13 protein-coding genes are annotated in these 21,526 nt (G+C 72.7%); 8 read left to right on the top strand and 5 right to left on the bottom strand.

Annotation, left to right across the window (positions count from 1 at the left end; all coding sequences use genetic code 11):
* Window positions 1–317: 317 nt before the first annotated feature.
* The 3 genes from QC283_RS34300 to eccB form a co-directional block, all read right to left on the bottom strand.
* Window positions 318–752 (bottom strand): hypothetical protein, encoded by a 435-nt coding sequence (locus QC283_RS34300; RefSeq protein WP_279565672.1) that lies wholly within the window; start codon window positions 750–752, stop codon window positions 318–320.
* 239 nt (window positions 753–991) lie between these two features.
* A complete protein-coding gene (gene mycP / locus QC283_RS34295; RefSeq protein ID WP_279565671.1) occupies window positions 992–2,257 on the bottom strand; it encodes a type VII secretion-associated serine protease mycosin in 1,266 nt (421 codons plus the stop codon).
* A 16-nt stretch (window positions 2,258–2,273) separates the two neighbouring features.
* A complete protein-coding gene (gene eccB, locus QC283_RS34290; RefSeq protein ID WP_279565670.1) occupies window positions 2,274–3,809 on the bottom strand; it encodes a type VII secretion protein EccB in 1,536 nt (511 codons plus the stop codon).
* Window positions 3,810–4,026: 217 nt separating this feature from the next.
* Between eccB and eccE the strand changes: the two genes are divergently transcribed.
* From eccE to QC283_RS34250, 8 genes are all read left to right on the top strand, one after another.
* The gene (gene eccE / locus QC283_RS34285; RefSeq protein ID WP_279565669.1) at window positions 4,027–5,343 is read left to right on the top strand and encodes a type VII secretion protein EccE; all 1,317 of its coding nucleotides are present in this window, start codon (window positions 4,027–4,029) and stop codon (window positions 5,341–5,343) included.
* The gene (locus tag QC283_RS34280; RefSeq protein ID WP_279565668.1) at window positions 5,340–6,188 is read left to right on the top strand and encodes a hypothetical protein; all 849 of its coding nucleotides are present in this window, start codon (window positions 5,340–5,342) and stop codon (window positions 6,186–6,188) included. Before eccE ends, QC283_RS34280 begins: the two co-directional genes overlap by 4 nt.
* 290 nt (window positions 6,189–6,478) lie before the next feature.
* Complete coding sequence (locus QC283_RS34275; protein ID WP_279565667.1) at window positions 6,479–9,604, top strand: SCO5717 family growth-regulating ATPase; 3,126 nt, start codon at window positions 6,479–6,481, stop codon at window positions 9,602–9,604.
* A 356-nt stretch (window positions 9,605–9,960) separates the two neighbouring features.
* Complete coding sequence (locus QC283_RS34270) at window positions 9,961–11,811, top strand: ABC transporter substrate-binding protein (protein ID WP_279565666.1); 1,851 nt, start codon at window positions 9,961–9,963, stop codon at window positions 11,809–11,811.
* Window positions 11,812–11,884: 73 nt separating this feature from the next.
* Complete coding sequence (locus QC283_RS34265) at window positions 11,885–12,904, top strand: ABC transporter permease (RefSeq protein ID WP_279565700.1); 1,020 nt, start codon at window positions 11,885–11,887, stop codon at window positions 12,902–12,904.
* Window positions 12,901–13,887, top strand: coding sequence for an ABC transporter permease (locus tag QC283_RS34260; protein WP_279565665.1), 987 nt, complete (start codon window positions 12,901–12,903; stop codon window positions 13,885–13,887). Before QC283_RS34265 ends, QC283_RS34260 begins: the two co-directional genes overlap by 4 nt.
* Window positions 13,884–14,921 carry an ABC transporter ATP-binding protein gene (locus QC283_RS34255; protein ID WP_279565664.1) on the top strand — a complete coding sequence of 346 codons (1,038 nt, stop codon included), beginning with the start codon at window positions 13,884–13,886 and terminating at the stop codon, window positions 14,919–14,921. Before QC283_RS34260 ends, QC283_RS34255 begins: the two co-directional genes overlap by 4 nt.
* On the top strand, window positions 14,918–15,997 hold the full coding sequence (locus QC283_RS34250) for an oligopeptide/dipeptide ABC transporter ATP-binding protein (protein ID WP_443032732.1): 1,080 nt from the start codon (window positions 14,918–14,920) through the stop codon (window positions 15,995–15,997). The genes QC283_RS34255 and QC283_RS34250 overlap by 4 nt, the downstream gene beginning before the upstream one ends.
* Window positions 15,998–16,105: 108 nt before the next feature.
* Here the strand turns inward: QC283_RS34250 and QC283_RS34245 are convergent, their stop codons facing one another.
* Together QC283_RS34245 and QC283_RS34240 are read right to left on the bottom strand one after the other, a co-directional pair.
* The gene (locus QC283_RS34245) at window positions 16,106–17,065 is read right to left on the bottom strand and encodes a bifunctional riboflavin kinase/FAD synthetase (protein WP_279565663.1); all 960 of its coding nucleotides are present in this window, start codon (window positions 17,063–17,065) and stop codon (window positions 16,106–16,108) included.
* A gap of 126 nt (window positions 17,066–17,191) precedes the next feature.
* Window positions 17,192–21,361: a trypsin-like peptidase domain-containing protein gene (locus tag QC283_RS34240; RefSeq protein ID WP_279565662.1), complete on the bottom strand. Its 4,170-nt coding sequence runs from the start codon at window positions 21,359–21,361 to the stop codon at window positions 17,192–17,194.
* Between the last annotated feature and the right edge of the window lie 165 nt (window positions 21,362–21,526).

Here is a 21,526-nt window from a genome sequence, read left to right as displayed (position 1 = left end):
GCGTGCCTCGCCCTTCCAGTCGAGGTCGCCACCGAGGTTGGTCCTGAGTTCTGTGGCCGCCTCCTTGATGGCGTCTCGGGCGTCGACGAGGGCGCGGCCGGCGGACTCCAGGAGTTCCGGGTTGGCGGACTCGACGATGTCGATCATCTGATTGAGCTCGTGGTTCTCGAAGCTCGTGGAGCCGAAGCGGACACCCCTGACCGAACCGAACGGGACGATCTTGGTCATCGTCATGACCGCGTCCAGCACGCCGTTCTGCGCCAGGGCGTCCTGCCGCTCCTCCTGGTGGAGATCCGGCTTGTTCTTGTCGCCGCTCATCAGTACCCCGCGTCGGTTCGGTCAGCGCGGTTGTTCCGCTCGTTCTGGCGCTCGAGCATCTCTTCGCGCGCTTGGTTGACCTCGAGCCGGATCTCGTGGAACCGCTGGCGCTGTTCGTCCTCGAGGTTGTCGAAGGTGACGTCCACTCCGTGCACGGCGATCTGCATGGCCTCCAGTTGGAGGCCGAGCGACTTCGACAGTGCGGTGATCCGCTCGTGGACGCGCTCGTACTCCAGGTGGAGCTGTTTGCCCTCCGGGAAGGCGCCGCTGGCGAAGGCGGTCTCCGGCAGGCTGTGGGTGCCGACCTTGGACGCACCGCCCGCCGAGTCCTCGAAGGTCTTGAGCAGGTCGTCCACCCGCTTCTTGAACGTCGAGAGCGCCATCACGCCACGGCGCACGTCTGCGGCTCCGCCGCCCATCTCTGCAGGAAGCACTGTGCTATCCCTCCCCGTTTTCCCCGTTTTCCCCGTGTTGCGCCCTGTCCCCCGCGAGTCGACAGGCCGCTGGAGCGATCACGGCCACCATCGCACCACTCTAATAACTGACACCGACAGCCCCAACCGCGATATGCAACAGAAGTGCTGCAACTCGCGCACGTTCCGGCCATCTTCACTCCTTCAACACGGTCTCCGCCGGGGTGTTGACGTCCCTGCGATGGTCGAACGGTGTTTCCTCACGTTGCACTACGACCGCTGCGAACTTCCGCGGTACGCGTCCTTCTGCGCGCGTCCCTGATCGCCACCGCAGCCCCGCTCAGGCCCACCACCAGCACCGTCGCGCCGACGGCCACGTAGGTCGCGAGGCGGGTGTTGCGTTCGTCGGCCGTCTCGCCGAGTGGGAGTTTCGCCGCGACCGGTGCCTCGGCCTTGGCCAAGCCCTCTTGGGGCCTGGGCGACTCGATCGGCCGGTCGTCCTCCGTCAGAGCGCGGACCGGGTCCACCACGCCCCAGCCGACCAGGCGGTCGTGACCGGAGATGGTGCGTTCCGCGGTCTGTTCGATCTGGGCCACGATCTGGCGCTGGGTCCAGGTGGGGTGCTCGCCCTTGATGAGCGCCGCGACACCCGAGACGTACGGCGCGGAGAAACTCGTGCCGTTGTCGGCGCAGTGGCCACCCCTGGGGACGGTCGAGATCATGTCGACGCCCGGGGCCGCGACGTCGACGAAGTCGCCGGACTGCGAGAAGGACGCGCGTTCGTTGTTGCGGTCGGAGGCGGCGACGGCGAGGACGCCCTCGTAGGAGGCGGGGTAGGTCTTCTTGATGTTGCCGCCGAGTCCGTCGTTGCCCGCCGACGCGACGATGACGATCTCCTTGGCCAGGGCGTCGTCGACGGCGGCTTCCAGCTTCGGGTCCGGTTCGGCGGCGCCCGCGGTGTCCTGCGAGATGTTGATGACGTCGGCTCCGGCCTCGACCGCGTAGCGGATCGACTTGGCGAGGGTGTCGGTGTCGCCGTTGCCCTCCGCGTCGTTCTGCTGGATCGGGATGATGGTCGCCTCGGGGGCCAGGCCCACGAAGCCGGTCCTGTCGTCGGGCCGGGCGGCGATGATGCCGGCGACCTTGGTGCCGTGGCCGACGGTGTCGGTGGTGCCGTTCTCGTTGCCCCGGTCGATGGGGTCGCCGTCTTCGTCCTTCAGGTCCTTGGGCAGGAAGTTGCGGCCGCTCTTGACGTCCACCGCGCTCTTCAGCTGCGGGTTCGCCACGTCGACGCCGGTGTCGATGACGGCGACCCGTACGCCCTTGCCCTTGGACTCGGTCCACAGTTCGTCGAGCTGGACCCGCTGGAGGGACCAGGGGCGGCCCGGGTAGGTGGCATTGGGGTATTCGCACTGGCCGGAGAAGTCGTCTTCCGCCGCTGCCGGTGGCGCACCGACCACGGAGATCGCTACCAGCAGGGTCGCCGCGGCTGCCGTCGGAAGGGCGCGGAGGCACGTGGGTCGCATGGTGGTGGCGTCCCTCCTAGGAGCCCTGCGGCTGGCGTGCCGCGGCCGTGGACAGGCGGGGGCCCGTGGGAAGGAACGCCGACCAGGCGGCGGGGATCGGGGCGGGATCCACGTCGGCGTAGCCCAGGCGCGTCTGGGCCTGCTGGGCCTCCTGCTCCATTTCCTTCTTCTCCTGTGCCGACATGCCGATCCCGGCGTCGTCGGTGGCGCTGTCCGAGTTCGACTGCAGGACGTGGCGGAGACCGGTGTCGGTGACCAGGAAGACGGGGCCCGCCTTCGTCTGCGCGCCCTTGAACTGGCGGTAGAGCTGTCCGGAGCCCGGTGTCACGTAGGCACTGGACGATCCGGAGGGGAGGTCGGTCGGGAAGTCGGTGCCCGCCCAGGTGCTGAGCGTGGTGGATCCCTTGCCACCGACTCCTCGCAGGACGTTGCAGACGGTGTTGCGGCTGCCCTTGGCGTCCGACGCCTCGTTGACGGCTTCGGGGGTGCCGGTCGGCCAGGCGTACTCGGTACCGAAGGGCTTGCCGGGGACGATGGCCCCGGGGCTCATCTCCAGGGCCTGACCGGCCTGCCCGACCTGAGCCAGGTCCTTGCTGAACAGCAGCAGCTGCGCGACGAAGGCGGACACCGGCGCGACCCGTCCCCGCAGCACGACGTAGTACTGCTCCTTGTTGTTGTCGAACGCCTTGAGCACCGTGCCGACCTTGTCGGCCGACTCACCGAGCTGCCCGGGGGCGCCGGCGGGGGCGCCGGGAGTGCCCTCGATCTCCGGGAACGTGATCGGGTCGCCCTGGTGGAGGGTCGCCAGCCACTCGCGGGACACCCGCTGGGGCTCGCGCCCGGAGCCGACGACGGTGCGCAGCAGCAGTTCCAGGTCGGACCCGGTGTCCGTCTTGTCGACCTGATAGGCCGTGCCACCGGAGTCCACGACGAAGCGCTTGCCGTCGGGGTCCGCCACGTAGAGCAGTTCGCCGCCGGTCAACTTCTGCTTGCCCTCGGTCAGTTTCTTCTCACGGTCGGCGAGAACCAGCGTGGCCTTCTGGATGGACCGGCCGCCCGCACTCGGCCGCTCACAGACGACCCAGCGCTTGGCGGTGCCCGCTTCCTCGTCGGAGGGCAGCCGGTCCGGGGCGTACGGGATGCCGATGGTGACACCGTGCGGGATCTTGCCGCTGTCGAGGAGCGATTCACTGACGGTGACGACGTCGCCCTTGTTGGGGGCCAGCAGGAGTTTCGCCGACGCCATGTTGAGGACGGGGTGCAGCTGGACCTCGTCGCCGGTTTTCAGGACGACATACCGGGTGGTCGACTTGTCGGCGACGATCACCTTCTCGTTGGGGGTGTCCCAGCCCTTGGGCGCGGTGGGCTTGAACATGCCCCAGGCGCCGAAGACCGCCATGACGATCACGCCGATGATGAGTCCGGGCACGACGCCCCGCAGGGGGCGTGGCGCGCCTTCCTCGGACCCGTGCGGGAAGGACTGGACGAAGGCCGCGAGCAGGCGGCGCTTCGCGAAGGTGTAGGCGTTGAGCTGATCCCGCCGAGATGTCATTGGTGCGTGTCTCTCCCCGTGTGCCACCCGTGTCCGCCCGTGGTCCGCATGGGCGATGCCGGGGACCACCGTCCCCCGCCCACCGATGTCGGACGCGGCCCCTACTATGCCTGCTGCGGGGAGGGACTTGGGGAGCGGGTAGGGTGCCTGGGCCCGCTGGGATCTGGCACGGTGCTGGTATCTCAGCGAGTTGTGAGCGAATTGGGGGGATGGAGTGATGGCTTCCGGAACGCGGACCTCGGGCCGTGACCGGGCCCGGACAAACGGTTCCGCCGAACCGGCGTCACGGGCGGCGCGACAGCCTTCCGCGCGAGGCGGACCCCACCTGAAGCTGCGTACGGGCAGGCCGGGGCCGTCCCGGCTGCAACGGATCGTGCTGGTGGAGCTCGCGGCCGCCGTTCTCCTCACCGGATGGGCCATCGGCACCGTGGCCCTGGCCGTCGCCGCCGTCGTCGCCGTCGTGTTGGTCCTGCTGGCCTTCGTACGCCGCCGGGGCCGCTCCGTGCCCGAGTGGGTGGCCACGGCACGGGCCCTGCGCGTCCGGCGCAAGCGCGCCGCGAAGCTGGTGATAGCGCCGGGCACGGAGCCGGGACTCGCCCCGGCCGTGGAGTGCGATCCGAGCCTGCGCACCTACGCGTACGGAGGCCGGGAGCGGCGGCCCGTCGGTATCGTCGGGGACGGCACGTTCGTCACCGCGGTGGTGCAGGTCGAAGCCGACGCCACCGCCCTGCGTGCCGAGCGGAGCCGGCGACCGCTGCCGCTGGCCCTGGTGCGGGACGCTCTCGAGGTGGACGGGATCCGCCTGGAGTCGGCGCAGATCGTGCTGCACACGCAGCCCGCGCCCGCGCTGCACCTGCCGCGGCAGTCCGTGGCCGTCAGCAACTACGCGCCGTTGCAGGAACAGACCGGCGCTCCCGCGGTACGCATCACCTGGATCGCGCTGAAGGTCACCCCGGAGTTGTGCCCGGACGCCGTGGCGGCCCGGGGCGGCGGTCTGCTCGGTGCTCAGAAGTGTGTCGTGCGGGCCGCCGACCACCTCGCCAGCAGGCTGACCGGCGCCGGATTCCGCGCCACTGTGCTCGACGAGGAGGAGCTGACGTCGGCCATCGCCACGTCGGCCTGCGCCAACCCGCTGGTGACGGCCGAGGCGGGACGGGCCGACCGGCACGAGAGACGTACCGAGGAGTCGGGCCGCAGCTGGCGCTGCGACAACCGCCGGCACACCACGTACTGGATTCGCAGGTGGCCGCAACTGGACGGCGACCGCGGGCCGTCACTGCCCCAGTTCGTGGCACGGGTCACGGCGGTCCCCGCTCTCGCCACCACGGTCAGTGTCACCCTCGAGCGCGCGGACCAGCGGGAGATGGCGCTTCGCGGCCATCTTCGGGTCACCGGCCGCAGCGCGGACGAACTCGCCGAAGCCCGGCGCGCGTTGGAGAGCGCGGCGCGGGATGCGGGTGCCGCGCTGACGCGGCTCGACCGGGAGCAACTGCCGGGTGTGCTCGCCACTCTGCCCCTGGGAGGTGTCCGGTGAACGCCACGACGACACAGACCACTGACGGGCCGGACGCGCACGGAGCTCCCGGTCCGTCACACGCACCGGCCGCACCGGCCGCACCGGCGGCTCCGGCGGCGTCCGGAGACACACAGCCGTCCGCCGCCCGACGGGCTCGCGATCTGCTGCACGCCGGCTTCGGCCTGCTCGGCCCGCGCCACGGACGGCACACGCTGTCCGCGGACGACCTGGACACGCTGTCGCTGCCCATTGGGGACGACGGCGTCGTCATCGGGGTGGACGCCGACGGGCACTCCGCCGTACTGGGGTTGAACCGGCCCACGCCGTACGAGGTCGTCCTCATCGGCGGGCTGTGGACGGCCCAGGTGTTCGCGCTGCGGGCCGCGGCGACCGGCGCAAGAGTGGCCGTGGAGACCGGGCGGGCGCACGCGTGGACGCAGATGGTCCACGCCATGGGCGGCGGCCAGAACGGGCTCGCGGTCTACGACGTGGGGCGGGTGCCGCCGCTGGGCGCCTCGGCCGGCACGCCGGTGCTGGTGGTGCGCGACTGCGGTATGCGCCCACCGCGGGGACGGGTGGTGTCCGGCCCCTGGAAGTCGGTGCTGACGCTTCTTCCCTATCTCAGCCCCGTCGCGCCCCGGCTGATACGGCAGGCGCGCCTTGTGGGTGTGCAGCGGGTATCACCGAACGAGGCCGCGGAGCTGGGACGCACCATGGCCCTGCCGAGAGGCGACGTGGACTCACTGCCGACTCTCGCCGACGGTGTCACCCTCTGGTGTGCCGACCGTGACCGGCAGTACGTGATGACGCAGCCGACGGATGCCGAGGTCGGACTCCTGGGCACGCCACGTCGAATGGACTGACCGACCGCTTATCAACCGGTTTGCCACCTTGCGTCGGGCACACGTACGCGACCCTGCCGTCAGGGATGCCGGAATCGGCGGGCGTCGAGGGGTGGACGGGGCTGCCGGGGCAGTACCTGTGGTGATTAGGCTGGGTCACGGCGCGGCGCGAGAACCTGTGGACCGGGTGCGGCGTCCCAGGGGGAGAGCCCGTGGATCGGACGACCTCGGACGGCCTCGGACAATTGCGAATGACAAGCAAGGGTCGCCCCAGCACGGCATGAGGGTGCTCGACCACACCAGGAGGAACTGTGAGCAGCGATCGGGACGGGAACCGCGGGGGCTGGGCTACACCCGGCGATGACCAACCCGACGCGGAGTCAGCGATTGAGACGACGGGCGAGTTCACCATCGACTACGCGCCGCCCGCCTGGTACACCCAGAACGCGTCGGGCGGATCGGGTCAGGGGCAAGGACAGGGCCCGACTCAGGGGCTGACTCCGTCGCCTGCGCCGCAGGGTGGTCCGGGGGCGCCGTTCTCGGCGCCGCCCCCGCCCGGCCCGGAAGCGCCGTTCACGCCGCCCACGCCACCGATCGGGGTGCCCCGGCTGCCGGTCGGGAGTGGGTTCGAGCCGCAGCAGACGCAGGAGCGGCCGGAGGCCGAGCCCGAGCCGGAACCGCGGGGGCTGCCCGAACCTGAGGCCGCGGACGTACCGGCGCCCGCCGCGGATCCGGTCTCTCCCCCGGCCGCACCGGCGTTTCCGGCCGGCGGGTTCCAGCTCCAGGCTCCCGCTCCCCCGCCCGCCCAGGAACCGGAGCCCGACAACGGCGACCTGGAGAGCGGCGCCACGATGCGGTTCTCCTCGGCTGCCCTGAAGCGGGAGATCGCCGAGCGTGCCGCCGCGGAGGACGCCGGGCAGGACGCGCGGCCAGAGCCCGGGGCCGACGAACCCGGGGCCGTCGCTGAGGACGACGCCGTGATCGCTTCCGACGACGCCGGTGCGGACGCGCCGGGCGAGGCGTTGGCTGTGGCGGGTGACGATGTCGAGCCCGAGCGCGCCGATCGTCCGGAACCAACAGATGGTCCGGAACCTGCAGGTGGTCCGGAACTCCACGGCGGTCCCGAACTCGCCGACGCCCGCGAACAGGACAGCGCGGCGGGCGAGGACGCTGCGCCCCTCGCGGACGACGGGTCCGGTCCGGCGGACGACGGCGTCGGCTCCGACGTGTCCGACGGCCTTTCCGACGGTGTGGCCAACGGCGTGGACGGGTTCGGCCCTGCCTCCTCCGTTCAGGAGGGTGAGCCCGAGCCGGTCACCCCGGCCGCTCCGGTGAGCACGCCCGAGCCCGAGCCCGAGGACGCGGTGCCCCACCCGCAGGACGCCGTGCCCGGGGGCGCCGTTCCGGCCGACGCGCCGCCTGTGGTCCAGGGTAAAGTGCCGCCACTGCCTCCGTCGTACCCTCCCGTGGCGCCCGCGCCGGCGCATCAGTGGCCCGCGCAGCCCGCGCCCGCCGCTCCCGAGCAGCCGGGTGTTCCGGCCCAGCACCCTCCTTTCCAGCCGCAGGCTCCGCAGCCGGCGCCCGCCGCGTGGAACCCGCCGGCCGCCGCGCCGATGCCACCGAGCCAGGCGCCCGCACAGCCCGTTCCGCCGGCCGGCTACGGCTTCCCCCAGCCGGGCGCCACCCCTCCGGCGGCGCCGCAGCCTCCGATCGGGCAGCAGCCGGGCGGCGCTCCCGCTTCCGCCCCTGGGACCGACGCCGCCGGTTTCGGGTTCCCGCAGCCCGGTGCGCCGGCTCCCCATCCTCAGCCCCCGGCGCAGCCCGGTGGCTACGGCTTTCCGCAGGCAACCGCGCCGCAGGGGCAGCAGCCATATCCCGGCGTACCGCACCAGTCGCAGGGCGATGTCCAGGGCCCGCCGGTTCCCGCTGCCCAGCAGCCGCAGCGGACACCTCACGCGCCGCAGCCGATGCAGCCCGGTCAGCCCGGTCAGCCGGAGCAGTTCCAGCAATACCAGCAGGGTCAGGCACCCGGGCCGCAGCAGCCCGCCGATCCCCGGCTCGGTGCCGCCTGGCCGCAGCCCGTACAGCACGACCAGCGTCAGCCCACCAACCCGGGTGCGGCACCGCTCGGTTACACCGCGGCCGTGGAGCTGTCGTCCGACCGGCTGCTCAACAACAAGAAGCAGAAGGCGAAGAGCAGCCGTCCGGCATCCGGCGGTTCGCGGTTCAAGCTGGGCGGCAAGAAGGAGGAGGCCGAGCGGCAGCGGAAGCTGGAGTTGATCCGCACCCCGGTGCTGTCCTGCTACCGCATCGCCGTCATCAGCCTCAAGGGCGGCGTCGGCAAGACGACCACCACCACCGCGCTCGGCTCCACGCTCGCCACCGAGCGGCAGGACAAGATCCTCGCGATCGACGCCAACCCGGACGCCGGTACGCTCGGCCGCCGGGTGCGCCGGGAGACGGGGGCCACCATCCGCGACCTCGTCCAGGCGATCCCGCACCTCAACTCGTACATGGACATCCGGCGGTTCACCTCCCAGGCCTCGTCCGGGCTGGAGATCATCGCCAACGACGTCGACCCGGCCGTGTCCACGACCTTCAACGACGAGGACTACCGGCGCTCGATCGACGTGCTGGGCAAGCAGTACCCGATCATCCTCACCGACTCGGGTACCGGCCTGCTCTACAGCGCCATGCGTGGCGTGCTCGACCTCGCCGACCAGTTGATCATCATCTCGACGCCGTCCGTGGACGGGGCGAGCAGCGCCAGTACGACGCTGGACTGGCTGTCCGCCCACGGGTACGCCGACCTTGTCTCGCGGTCCATCACCGTCATCTCGGGGGTCCGCGAGACCGGCAAGATGATCAAGGTCGATGACATCGTCGGCCATTTCCAGACGCGGTGCCGGGGCGTCGTCGTGGTGCCGTTCGACGAGCACCTGGCCGCCGGTGCGGAGGTCGACCTCGACATGATGCGGCCGAAGGTGCGGGAGGCGTACTTCAACCTCTCCGCGATGGTCGCCGAGGACTTCGTCCGCCACCAGCAGTCGCACGGCCTGTGGACGTCCAACGGCAACCCGCCACCGGTGGCCGCACCGCCACTGCCGGGACAGGCGCAGGGCCAGGGCTACCCGGGCGGCCAGCCGATGCCCGGACAGCCCGGCCCCGGACAGCCCGGCCCCTGGCAGCCCATGCCGGGACAGCCCATGCCCGGACACCAGCCCATGCCGGGACAGCCCGGCCAGCCGGGCCAGTTCGCACAGCCCGCACAGCCCGCCCAGCCGCAGCAACCCCAGCCGGGACAGCCGTACCCCCAGCAGTCCGGGCAGCCGTACCCGCAGCCCGAGCAGCCCTATGCCCAGCCCGGTTACGGATATCCGCAGCCGGGGCAGCAGCAGCCCGGGCAATCGCCCCCTCCTCCGCAGCAGCAGCAGTAGGACCGCCACCGCGTAAGGGCCCGCGTCGTCACAGGACGGCGCGGGCCTTCGCACGTTCGCGGGCAGAACGGGTGGGGCTCGGTCGTCAGGCTCTCACCAGGGAGGCGCCAGTGGTCTGCGCCAATGAGAGTGAATGTGTCATCAACTCCCTGTTTCCGCAGGCCAAATGGGGTTTGACGCACCGTTGACGCGCGCAGACTGCCGCTGGTAGACACACACTTCACTCCGTCTGCGCCACCCGGCCAGGCCCGCTCAAGCCATTCACGGATCGCTCCAGCCTGTTCACATCTGTTCAAGCCCGCCTCACGCGGAGGGCCTACGGCATCCCGCGTGCGATGACGCGAGGTCAGGTAGCCATGAGCACACACGATCAGCACGGCAGTGGACGTACCGGCACCCGCTCGAGGAGGCTCCGGCTGCTCACCGCCGCGGGCGCCACCGCCACGCTCCTCGCATCGGGTGTGGCCGCCACCCCGGCGGTCTCGGCCGCCGAGGACGACAAGGTGCTCACCGTCGCCGTGGCGCAGAGCGTCGACTCGCTCAGTCCCTTCCTGGCGGTACGGCTCCTCAGCACGAGCATCCACCGGCTGACGTACGAGTACCTGACCAACTACGACCCCGAGGACAACCACGCCGTCCCGGGTTTCGCCACCGAGTGGAAGTCGTCACCGGACAAGCTGACCTGGACGTACACGATCCGCTCCGACTCCAAGTGGTCGGACGGGCGGCAGGCGACCGCCGAGGACGCGGCCTGGACGTTCAACAAGATGATGACCGACGACGGCGCCGCCACCGCCAACGGGAGCTTCGTCACCAACTTCGCGGAGGTCACCGCGCCCAGCCCGACCCAGCTGGTGATCCGGCTGAAGAAGCCGCAGGCCACGATGACCGCGCTCGACGTGCCGATCGTCCCCAGACACGTCTGGGAGAAGGTCGGCGACCTCTCGAAGTTCAACAACGACAAGGACTTCCCGATCGTCGGGAACGGGCCCTTCGTCCTCACCGACTACAAACCGGACAGCTACGTTCGGTTGAAGGCCAACAAGGACTTCTGGCGGGGCGCGCCCAAGTTCGACGAGCTGGTCTTCCGTTACTACAAGGACCAGGACGCCGCCGTGGCCGCGCTGCGCAAGGGCGAGGTGTCGTTCGTGTCCGGGTCGCCGTCGCTGACGCCCGCCCAGGCCGACTCGCTCCAGGACGAGGAGAACATCCACGTCAACGACGCGCCCGGTCGCCGCTTCTACGCCCTCGCCACCAACCCGGGCGCCCGGGCGAAGGACGGCACGAAGCTCGGTGACGGACACCCCTCCCTGCTGGACCAGCGGGTGCGGCACGCGCTGTTCATGGCGGTGGACCGCGAGGCGATCGTCGACAAGGTGTTCCAGGGCCACGCGGTCGAGGGGGAGGGCTACCTCCCGCCGCGCTTCCCGCAGTACTTCTTCGAGCCGTCGGCCGACCAGAAGCTGACGTACGACCCCGCGGCGGCGGCCCGGCTGCTCGACGAGGCGGGCTACCGGACGAACGCCGACGGCAAGCGCCTGGGCAAGGACGGCAAGCCGCTGAACTACCGGGTCCTGTGCCACGCCACCGAACCGAACGACAAGGCGGTCGGCAAGTACCTGGAGGAGTGGTGGGGTGAGCTGGGGATCTCTATCACCCTCAACTGCCTGGACAACGTGACCGACCCGTGGCTGGCCGGCGAGTACGACCTGGCCTTCGACGGCTGGTCCGTCAACCCCGACCCGGACTTCGTGCTCTCCATCCACACCTGCGCCACGCTCCCGGCCACGTCGAAGGAGACGGGAGCCACCGACAACTTCATCTGCGACAAGACGTACGACGAGCTGTACGCCCGGCAGCTGGCCGAGTACGACTCCGCCAAGCGGGCCGACCTCGTCAAGCGGATGCAGTCGCGGCTGTACGACCTGGGCTACATGAACGTCATGGCCTATCCGAACGCGGTCGAGGCCTACCGTACGGACCAGATCGAGTCGATCACGACCATGCCCTCCGCGGCGGGCAACATCTACGGACAGGACGGTTACTGGAGCTGGTGGTCGGCGGTTCCCGCGGAATCCGGTGACTCCTCCGGTGGTTCGTCGTCGACCGGCGCCGTGATCGGGATCGCCGCGGGCGCCGTCGTCCTCGTCGGACTCGGGGTGTTCTTCCTGGCCCGTCGCCGGGCGACGGCGGACGACCGTGAGTAGGCCGGTGCCCCCGGCCACGACCACGACCACGACCGCGGGCGCCGGTGCGGGCGCGGGCACCGGGCCGGGCTCCGTGGGCGGGAAGCGGCCGTCCGGGCCGCGCCGCCGGCCTGCCCTCGGCGCGTATCCGCGGTATGTGGCGGGCAAGCTGGCCGGAGCTGCCGTCTCCCTGCTCGCCGTCCTCGTCACCAGCTTCTTCCTCTTCAGGATGATCCCCGGTGACCCGGTGAAGTTCATGACGGGCCGCCGTCCGGTCTCGGCCGAGCAGATCGCCGTCTACCGGCGGGAGTTCGGGCTGGACCTGCCGCTGTGGCAGCAGTTCACGGACTACTGCGGCAAGGCGCTCACCGGGGACCTGGGCACGTCGTACCAGTTCCGCGCGCCGGTCGTCGACAAGATCTCCGAGGCGCTGCCGAACACCCTGCTGCTCACCGGCACGGCGTTCGTGCTCTACACCGCGCTGGGCGTCTTCCTCGGCACCCGCTCGGCATGGCGGCACGGCGGGCTCGGCGACCGTATCCACACCGGTCTGGCGCTGACGCTCTACTCCATCCCGTCCTTCTGGCTGGGGCTGCTGCTCATCATCGTCCTGTCGGTCGGCGTGGATCCCATCCCGGGCCTCTTCCCGACCGGGGGCATGGAGTCGGGCAGGGAGGAGGGCCTCGCCCACGTCATCGACGTCGCCCACCACCTCGTACTCCCGGTGGTGACCCTGGTCGCCGTGGAGTACGGACAGACACTGCTGGTGACACGGTCGGCGTTGCTGGACGAGATGGGCGGCGACTATCTGACGACGGCGCGGGCCAAGGGCCTCAGGGACGATCTCGTACGGCGCCGGCACGCGGTGCCCAACGCGCTGCTGCCGACCGTCACACTGATCTTCGTCAACCTGGGGCGGACGGTGGCAGGAGTCATCCTCGTCGAGACGGTCTTCTCCTGGCCGGGGCTCGGCGGGCTGTTCTACCAGGCGCTCAGCGTGCCCGATCTTCCGCTGGTGCAGGGGCTGTTCTTCGTCTTCGCCGCCGCGGTGATCCTGATGAACACCCTGGCGGACCTGCTGTATCCACTGTTCGATCCGAGGGTGGGCCGATGACCGCCGAGACCACCGACAGTCCTGGGAGCCGTGACAGCCCTGGAAGCCGCGAGAGCCCTCGGAGCCCCGGGTCTCCCGCGGACTCCGCGACGCCCGGCCCGCGCGCACTCGCCCGGCGGCGGCGCCGGGCCTCCGTCGCGCGCTTCTGGAAGGAGTACCGCAGGCACCGCGCGGGCATGTTCGGCCTGGCGGCGCTGCTGCTGTTCGTGCTCGTCGCGCTGACCGCGCCGCTCACCGTCGGGTCGGACGTGGAGAGTGTGACCCACGCGCCGGGGCAGCCGCTGGAGAGCCCGAGCGGCCGGTTCCCGTTGGGCACCGACCAGTTCGGCCGGAACCTGCTGGGACTGCTGATCTGGGGCTCGCGCGTCTCGCTGCTCGTCGGCCTGCTCGCGGCCGCGCTGTCGGTGACGATCGGGGCGCTCATCGGGATCACGGCCGGACACTTCCGAGGCTGGTACGCCACGGTGATGATGCGGATCACGGACTGGTTCCTGGTGATGCCGACGCTGGTGCTCGCCATCGTGCTGGCGACGGTGCTGTCCCGTTCGCTCGGCACGATCGTGCTGGCGATCGGCGTGACCACCTGGCCCACGACGGCCCGTCTGGTACGCGCGCAGACGCTGGCGGTGGAGTCACGACCGTACATCGAACGCGCCAGGGCGCTCGGGGGCGGGCACTGGCACATCATGTCCCGGCACGTGCTGCCCAACGTCATGCCGCTGGTCCTCGCCCAGACGACCCTGATCATCTCCTCCTCGATCCTGGCCGAGGCGACCCTGGCCTTCCTCGGGCTCGGGGACCCGGGGGTCGTCTCGTGGGGCGGGCTGCTGCAGGACGCGCGCGAGGCGGGGTCCGTGAGTTCCGGCGACTGGTGGTACCTGGTGCCGCCGGGTGTCGGGATCGCGCTGGTGGCGCTGGCCTTCACCCTGTGCGGGCGTGCGGTGGAGGCCGTTCTCAATCCCAGGCTGGGGGTGTCGCGTTGAGTCTGCTCGAGGTCCGCGACCTGCACGTGACGTATCCCGGTGACGCGGCCGCCCTGCGCGGGGTCGACCTGAGCCTCGTCGCGGGCGGGAAGCTCGGCATCGCCGGCGAGTCCGGCTGCGGCAAGTCCACCCTGGCACTGGCACTGCTGCGGCTGCTGCCGCCCGGCGCCCGGATCGGCGGGGAGGTCCTGCTGGACGGCGAGGACGTGCTGACCATGAAGTGGGGCCGGGTGCGGGCCGTGCGCTGGGCGGGGGCGTCGATCGTCTTCCAGGGCGCGATGCACTCCCTGAACGCCGTGCACCGCGTCGGTGACCAGATCGCCGAGCCCATCCTGCTGCACCGCGGGGCCACACCGGCAGGCGCCCGGAAGAGGACCGGTGAGCTGCTGGAGCAGGTGGGCCTGCCGGCGACGCGGGCGAGTGCCTACCCGCACGAGTTGTCGGGGGGCCAGCGGCAGCGGGTGATGATCGCGATGGCGCTGGCCTGCGACCCGCGTCTGATCGTCGCCGACGAGCCCACCACGGCACTCGACGTGATGATCCAGGCACAGATACTCCGGCTGATCGAGGGACTGGTGGGCGAGCAGGACGTCGGCCTGATCATGATCAGCCACGACCTCGCCGTGCTGGCCGACACCTGCGACCGGCTCGCGGTGATGTACGCGGGACGGGTGGTCGAGGAGGGCCCGGCGGGGCAGGTCTACGCGGACGCCCGGCATCCGTACGGACGGGCGCTGTCGGGCGCCTTCCCGAGGATCGGGGACCCCGCGTCGCGGTTCGCGCCACGCGGGCTGCCGGGTGATCCGCCGGACCCGGCGGCGGTGCCGTCCGGGTGCGCGTTCCATCCGAGGTGCCCGGTCGCACTGGATGTCTGCGCCACGCGGGACCAGGCGCTGCGGGAGGCGGGAGAGGACCGGCGGGCGGCGTGCGTGCACGTGGGGTCCGACGGCACCGGCGCCCCTCCCGCCCACGGCGCGACGTCCGGCGGCACACCGCCGGCGCGGGACGAGGGAGTGAGGAGCAGCACCCCATGACGAGCACTCCCCTGCCGGGCACTCCCATGACTCCGACGACGGGCGTTCCGACGAGCGCCGCGCCTTCGCTGCTGAGCGTCGAGGGGTTGCGGGTCGCCTTCCCCGGACGGCGCGGCGCGCCCGACGCCCGGGCCGTGGACGGGGTCGATCTCGACATCGGGCGGGGCGAGATCGTCGCGCTGGTCGGTGAGTCGGGCTGCGGGAAGACGACACTCGCCCGCTGCCTGCTCGGCCTGATCCCGCCGACCGCGGGCCGCGTCGTCTTCGACGGCGCGCCGCTCGCCCGCTCCGGCCGCGCGCTGAAGGCGCACCGCAGGCGGGCCCAACTGGTCCTCCAGGACCCGAGCGGCTCACTGAACCCGCGGCACACGGTGTACGACATCGTCGCCGAGGGCCTGCGCATCCACGGTCGGGCGGGGGACGAGCGGACGGCGGTCGCCGAGGCGCTGTCCCGTGCCGGGCTGCGGCCACCGGAGCGCTTCTTCCTGCGTTACCCGCACGAGTTGTCCGGTGGCCAGCGCCAGCGGGTCGTGATCGCGGGCGCGCTGGTCCTGGAACCGGAACTCCTCGTCGCCGACGAACCGGTGGCCTCCCTCGACGCGTCGGTGCGCGGCGAGATCCTGGCGCTGCTGCTGCGGCTGCGCACCGAGCTCGGCCTGTCCGCCCTGGTGGTGACCCACGACCTGGGGCTGGCCTGGAACATCGCCGACCGGGTCGCGGTGATGTACCTCGGCCGCATCGTCGAGACGGGCGCGGCGGAGCAGGTGCTGACGGCGCCCCGGCATCCGTACACCCAGGCCCTGTTGTCCGTGCTGCCGGAGGCGTCCGGCACTCCGGTCGTGCTCTCCGGTGAGCCCCCCGATCCCTCGTACGTCCCCACCGGCTGCCGCTTCCACGTCCGCTGCCAGGTGCTCGCCGGTGGCGAGGCGGAACGCGCCGGGGTCGCCGACGCGTGCCGGCATCAGGAGCTGGAGATCCTGCGCGGCGGCGACACGGCTCAGGTCGCCTGCCACTGGGCCCGGCCGGAGCGGTCGGCGGACGGGCCGGAGGGCACAGCCGCGCCGCGGCCGGACTGACCCGGGCGGACGAGGACCCGTCTGCCGCGTCCCGGCCGGTTACACGGTGCGACGGACGTACGACGTACGACGTCGGCGTCGGCGTCGGCGTCGGCGTGTGCGTCGGCGTCAGGGCTGTCGGGCGGCGTCCGCCGCGACCAGTTCCCGGCAGCGCTGGACGTCCTCGGCCATCTGCTCGAGAAGCGCGTCCAGCGTCTCGAACTTCGCCTGGCCGCGTACGAAGGCCAGGAAGTCCACGGCGACGTGCAGGCCGTACAGGTCGAGGCCGACGCGGTCGATGGCGTACGCCTCCACCGTGCGCTCGGTGCCTTCGAACTGGGGGTTGGTGCCGACGGAGATCGCGGCCGGCATCGCCTCGCCCTGGGCGTGCAGCCAGCCGGCGTAGACGCCGTCGGCCGGGATCGCGGTGTGCGGGAGCGTCTCGACGTTGGCCGTGGGGAAGCCCATCTCGCGGCCGCGCTGGGCGCCCCGGACGACGACGCCCTCGACGCGGTGCGGGCGGCCCAGGATCTCCGCGGCGCCCGCGACGTCGCCCTCGGCGACCAGGCGGCGGGTCAGGGTCGAGGAGAACGGTTCGCCGCCGCCGGCGTCACCGGACACGTACAGGTCCACGACCTCGACCTCGAAGTCGTACACCTTGCCCTGTTCGACGAGGAACTCGACGTTCCCGGCGGCCTTGTGGCCGAAGCGGAAGTTGGGGCCCTCGACGACCGCCCTGGCACGCAGCCGGTCGACCAGGACCTTGACCACGAAGTCGGCCGCGGACAGCTTCGAGAACTCCTTGGTGAAGGGGAGGATCAGCACCGCGTCCACGCCCAGGTCCGCCATCAGTTCGGCACGGCGGTGGTGCGGGGCGAGCAGCGGCGGGTGGCTGCCGGGGCGGACGACCTCGCTGGGGTGGGGGTCGAAGGTGACGACGACGGCGGGGACGCCCAGGTCGCGGGCGCGGTCCACAGCATGCTTGATGATCAGCTGGTGCCCGCGGTGGACACCGTCGTAGGAGCCGATGGTGACGACGCTGCGTCCCCAGTCCTCGGGGATGTCCTCCAAGCCACGCCAGCGCTGCACTGTGTCTGCTCCTTGGTGGTTTCCGTGGTGCCTCTTACGCAGGTCTAAGGGTGCCATGCCGTCCGGCTCCCACCCGCATCGGCATCGGAGCTGTGACCGGGTGCACGCCGCGCGGACCTGGCGGGTTCACGCGGGGACCCGTGCGCCCGCCAGGTTCTCGATCGTGCGGCGGGCGCTGGGGCCCACCAGCGCGGCCCAGTCCTGGGGCGCGTCGGCGAGCCAGCCGGTGACGCGCGCGGCGAAACCCGGGAGGTGGCGGGCCAGGTCGACCAGGCCTCGGTCGAAGCGGGTGGCGCCGTCCGGGGTGCGGACCAGGAGGAGGCCGGTGCGGTGGACGAGGGCGCGGTCGTGGTCGCCGCCACGCCGGGCGGCGGCGTGCAGCAGCGCGTCCAGGACGGCGGGGTCGTGCTCGTGGGCCAGGAGGTGTTCGCGCAGCTCACCGCGGAGCGGACCGCTGCCGGAGGAGCCGTCGGCGGCGAGCATTCCGGCGAGCGCTGCGCGCACCGGCTCGGGGCCGTCGTCCAGCAGGCCGGTGACCAGGGGCCGGAGCACGGCGCGGGCCGCGGGACCCTGGTCGAGGCGTCGGTCGACGTACGCGGCCACGTGCCCTGCGGTCTCGGGACGCTCCGTCACGGCCTCGCCGACGAGTATGGCGACCCGGCGCGCCAGCGCGGGGGTGGTGGCGTCGACGAGTCTGCGCAGCGTCTCCCCGGTGTCCGGCCCGCGCAGCCGGGCCCGGAACGCCTCGAGGACGGGTTCCGGGTGCGTCGGCAGGGCGGCGGCCACCGCGCTCGGCGGCAGGTACGGGTCGCCCGCCGCGAAGTGCCCGAGTGCCCGTGGCAGGTGGCGGTCGCGGCTGCCGGGGTCCTGGACGAGCAGGGCGAGCGCGCCGCCGCGCAGCCGGCCGTCGGCGGGGCCGGCGAGCAGGACCAGGGCGGCGTGGCGGAGCAGGGTGCGGTCGGCGGCGGTGCGGGCGTGCGGGGCGGTGCGCAGGCCGTGGGTCACCGCCGCCGGCTGCCGCGTCGGCCGTTCGTCGCGCGCCCACCGCTCGACGGCCCGGCAGAGGGCGGACGGCTCCTCCTCGGCCAGGACGGCGAGCAGCTCGTCGGCCCGTCGGTGCGCGCTGTCGACGAGTGCCTCGGTGAGGCCGTCCAGGCTTCGGTGGCGGTGCGTGTGCAGCAGCGCCTGCGCGGCCGTGGCGACGGTGGCGTGCGGGGTGGCGGGCAGTGGGCGTTCGTCGTCGAACCAGCGGACGAGGAGCGGTTGTACGGCCGTGGGGTCGGCGGCGAGCAGTCCGGCGACGGTGTCGAGGTAGCGGGGGCCGGGTTCGTGCGGGGGCCCGTCGGCGAGGACGAGACGGCGCAGCAGGTCCAGGCGCGTGGCCTCGGGCAGCCGCAGGCCCGTCCAGAAGGCGGGCCCGAACCCCTCCGGCGCGGACCGCCCTTCGCTCCCGGACCGCCCTTCGCCGCCGGCCCTCCGCTCCGCGATGCCCTCGGCCAGCAGCCGCAGCACCTCCGTGTACGGCGTCGCGTCGGGTACGCGCGTCAGCACCTGGGCGAGCAGCCGGGCTGCCCACCAGGAGTGCGGGTCGGCGTCGAGGGCGTTCACCAGCTCCTCGAGTGTCAGCGCGAGTTGGGGGATGCCGTGCTGACGCGCGAGGAGCAGCACGGCCTCGGTGACGGGGCCGATGCGGTGGTGCGGCACGGGGAGGGTGTGCGTGTCGTGCGGGGTGCCGCGGCGGTGGACGAGAGCGCGCAGGGCCTCGTCCAGGTCGAGGTGGGTGCCCTGGATCCAGTCGGCGAATTCCTCGTGCGCGAAGCGGTAGCCGCCGCCGGCGGGCACGAGGAGGCCCTCGGCGAGCACGGCGGAGGCCCATCCCGTGCCGCCGCCGAGCCGGGCGGGTGCCGGTCCCCAGGGGAAGACCGTCTCGAACGACTCCCGGTCGAGCTCGCCCTGCCCGGGGCCGAGACTGCGCCGGGCCGCCTCGTGGACCTGTCCGGAGACCTTGGCCGCCAGTCGCCGTACGGCGGTACCGCGCAGGCCGTTCTCCCCGGCCAGCCGGGTCGCGACGCGCAGGCACATCAGGTCCAGGTGGGCCGCGAACACCGCGTCCCGGTCGACACGGGCGGGTGGCGGGGAGCCGGGGAGGCAGGCGTGGACCTCCGAGAGCAGGCGGAGGGTGAGGGGGTGCCGACTGTCCGGGTCGGCCAGGGCGCCCTCCGGTACGCGGTACCGTGCGCGCGCCTCTCCGGCCTCGTCGTCGCCCAGGTCGCCGAGTCGGACGCAGGGCGGGAGACCCGCGCCGAGGGCACCGGCCCCGGGCTCGGCGGCATCCGGCCGCCGGCCGGCGGCTTCCGGTCCGAGCTCATCGGTTTCCGTCCGGAGAGCAGCGGCATCCGGTCCGGACGACCGCCATCGGTCGGTGGGCCCCGGCGGGCACGGCTCTCCACCGGCCGCCCCCGACGACGAGTCCGGCCCACCCGCGGCACCACACGCACACGGCACTGGGCCGGTCGACGCCGGCCATGGCCCGTCACCGGCCGAGGCCGCGCGCGGTGCCCCGCCCGCGAGCAGAGCGGAGCAGTCCCCGCCGCCGACCGTCCCGGGCTGCTCTCCCGCTGCTCCGTCCTGCCAGGGGCACGCTTCCCCGAAGGCCGGTCCGGACCCCGGTCCCCCGGTGGTGACGGCCGCCCGGGGTGGCGGCACACCCACGCCCCGCCCGGACGACGACCGCTCCCCCACCGCCGAGGCGGCCCGCGACGCTCCGGCAATCGGCCGGGACGCCGGCTCCCCCGTCACCGCCCCGTACAACAGCTCCCGCGGGAACTCCGCGCCCGCCCGCTCCCAGTACTCCGCCCGGCATGCCACCACGAGCCGCGCCCCCGTCTCCCGCAGCCACGTCGCCGTGCCCTCGGTCCACTCGGGGAGGCGGTGGGCCAGGACCGGCGGCATCTCCTCGGGGCTGTCGAGCAGGAGCAGCAGCGGTCGCCCGGCGGCGCGGGCGAGGTGGGCGAGGCGCTCCGGGGTGATGTCGCCGAGGCCGGCGGGACGGGAACGGTCCGAGGCCGACACGATGCGGGCGGCCCGGGCCAGCGCCCTGCGGGCCGCGTCCGCCAGCGACATGTCGTCGTCGCGCAGGTCGGCGCCGCGCAGCCACAGCGTGGGCGCCGGTTCGGTGCCCCGGGAACGGCGGGCGGCGAGGGCCGCCAGCTCGGTCGTACGGCCGCTGCCGGGCGCGCCGACCAGCCCGAGCACACTGGCGCGGCTCGTGGCGAAGGCGGCGAACTCCCGTGTCACAGCGGCCCGCTCGACCGGCACCACGAGACCCGGGCCGGCCCCGGGTCCCGCACCGACACCGGTTACGAGACCGGCACCCGCGGTGGGACCGGCACCGAGACCAGCACCCACACACATGTCCGCGCCCGCGCCCCCGAACGCAACCGCACCCGCACGCGCACCCGCGCCCCCACCGCGCGCCACCGCCCCCGGCGGACCGTCCTGCCCCACCGAGGTCGCCGTCAGTTCGAGTACGCCGGCCAGATTGAGGTCGGCGCCGTAGGCCGGGACCGTCGCCGCGTTCTCGGCGAGGAGGCCGGCGAGGGGGCCGGGGGCGGGGAGCAGGGGCACGGCGAAGCCGACGTCGCTGTGTCCGGAGCTCAGGGCGGTGCCGAGGACGCCGAGCACGGCGCCGGTCGCGATGTCGAGCACCGGTCCGCCGGCCGCGCCGCCGCCGAGGCGCAGCGCGTCCCGCCCCGATGTGCCGAGCGCAAGCTCCAGGGCGTCGCACAGGACGTGGAAGCGGTCTGTGGCCGCGTAGTGGACGTCGGTGGTGCCCAGGACGCGGGCCTCTCGCCAGCCGCCGGCGGCGATCCGCACGTAGGTACCGGCCTCGACCCGGCCCCGCACGCTGACGGGCAGCGGATCGACGCCGAGGCCCTCGGTGCGTACGAGGGCCAGGCCGAGGGCGGGCAACGGGGTCACGTCGGCGGCGGCCACGACGCGGCGGCGGTGTTCGGCGGTGCTCAGTACGAGCCGGGACAGACCGTCGACCGCTTCGTGGCTGGTGATCACCGTGCCGTGGTGGTCGGCGACGAATCCGGTGCCTCGGGGGCGGCCGGCGAGGTCGTGGACGCGGATCAGCGCCTCGTCGGGCGCGCCACGCGTCGGGTCGGCCTCCCGGACGGCCGGTGGCCCGCCGTGCGCTTCCCGCCCACCGCGCGGGTCCCTGGAGCTGTCCCGGGACGGCTGTCCTGCCCTGCCGCCCGCCGCCTCCCGGGACCGGTTCCGCGACGCCATCGTCGAGCCTCCCCGCGTACACCCGTGCTGTGTGTTCGACGGTAGGCGCCTGATGATCAGCGAGACAGATCCCGTGGCGAACGCGCCCCCTTCCACTCCCCCGGTTCACTCCGAGCGCCTGCCCGGACGGGTGAACAGAAGGGGTGGGTTGGATACACCCTGGGG

The sequence above is a fragment of the Streptomyces sp. DH41 genome (genome assembly GCF_029813785.1).
Taxonomy (GTDB): domain Bacteria; phylum Actinomycetota; class Actinomycetes; order Streptomycetales; family Streptomycetaceae; genus Streptomyces.
Note: the sequence above shows the minus strand (reverse complement) of the source record. Positions and strands in the feature narration are given on the sequence as shown.

What these genes read in the sequence shown, in the direction of transcription:
- QC283_RS34240 (WP_279565662.1), bottom strand. Translation starts at nt 21,361, where the DNA reads ATGGCGTCGCGGAACCGGTCCCGGGAGGCGGCGGGCGGCAGGGCAGGA.
- mycP (WP_279565671.1), bottom strand. Translation starts at nt 2,257, where the DNA reads ATGCGACCCACGTGCCTCCGCGCCCTTCCGACGGCAGCCGCGGCGACC.
- QC283_RS34250 (WP_443032732.1), top strand. Translation starts at nt 14,918, where the DNA reads ATGACGAGCACTCCCCTGCCGGGCACTCCCATGACTCCGACGACGGGC.
- QC283_RS34260 (WP_279565665.1), top strand. Translation starts at nt 12,901, where the DNA reads ATGACCGCCGAGACCACCGACAGTCCTGGGAGCCGTGACAGCCCTGGA.
- QC283_RS34270 (WP_279565666.1), top strand. Translation starts at nt 9,961, where the DNA reads ATGAGCACACACGATCAGCACGGCAGTGGACGTACCGGCACCCGCTCG.
- eccB (WP_279565670.1), bottom strand. Translation starts at nt 3,809, where the DNA reads ATGACATCTCGGCGGGATCAGCTCAACGCCTACACCTTCGCGAAGCGC.
- eccE (WP_279565669.1), top strand. Translation starts at nt 4,027, where the DNA reads ATGGCTTCCGGAACGCGGACCTCGGGCCGTGACCGGGCCCGGACAAAC.